Here is a 963-nt window from a genome sequence, read left to right as displayed (position 1 = left end):
CACCTTCGCGACGGCACTCGGCTTTGCGCCATCGGGCGCATAGCCGCCGCCGACGGCGACGTTGAGCGAGACGTAGTCCTTGGCCATCTGCTGGACGGCGGCGGCAAGGCTTGCCTGGGCCGTCGAGACGTTGCGCTGGGCATCGAGAACGTCGAGCAGCGAGGAYGCRCCGTCCTTGTAGCTGGCGGTCGAGAGCTCAAGCGATTCCTGGGTGGTCTTCACCTGGGCACGCAGSGCCTGAACCGTCTGCGCATCGCGGCGSACYGCCGACAGTGCGTTCTCGACCTGCTCGACGGCGCTCAGCACCGCAGACTTCCAGGCGAGATAGGCGGCCTTGGCATCCGACTTGGTGATGTCGACATTGGCGCGCAGGCGGCCGCCGTCGAAGATCGGCARGTTCAGCGTCGGGCCGAAGGACCAGGTGGTCAGGCCGCCATTGCCGCCGACCGGGCGGACRTAGGAGGGCGAGATCGAGCCGGASAGCGAGATCGACGGATAGAGCTGCGCCTCGGCCACGCCGATATTGGCGGTGGCGGCGGCCAGATCCCGTTCGGCCTTGCGGATATCGGGACGGTTGCGGATCAGGTCGGCCGGAATGCCGGCCTGCAGGCCGCCACGGAACACCGGCTGATGCGAACCCTTCTGCAGATCGCTGACCAGCGAGGAGGCCGGCAGGCCGAGCAGGGTGGCGATGTGATGGGCGGCAACCCGGAAGTTGGTTTCGAGACCGGGGATTTCGGCCTGGGTCGACTGCACCAGACCTTCGGCCTGGACGACGTCGAGGCGCGAGGCGGCACCGGCTTCGAGCTGGAACTTGGTGAGGTCGAAGGTTTCGCGGCGCGACTTCAGGTTTGCCTGGGAGAGCGCGATGCGTTCCTGGTAGTAGCGGGCGTCGATATAGCTGTTGACCAGATCCTGGAGGAAGGTGAGCTTGGCGACGTCGGCGGTGGCGTAGGCCGAATC

Annotated in this window: 1 protein-coding gene; it reads right to left on the bottom strand. The window is 66.8% G+C overall.

Translation table 11 applies throughout. From position 1 onward, the window contains the following. Positions 1–963 (bottom strand): efflux transporter outer membrane subunit (locus AB4Z25_RS29315; protein WP_442210566.1); only part of this gene is annotated, 963 nt, incomplete at both ends.

It is taken from the genome of Rhizobium sp. RAF36 (assembly GCF_052114105.1).
In the GTDB taxonomy this organism is placed as follows: Bacteria; Pseudomonadota; Alphaproteobacteria; order Rhizobiales; family Rhizobiaceae; genus Rhizobium.
Note: the sequence above shows the minus strand (reverse complement) of the source record. Positions and strands in the feature narration are given on the sequence as shown.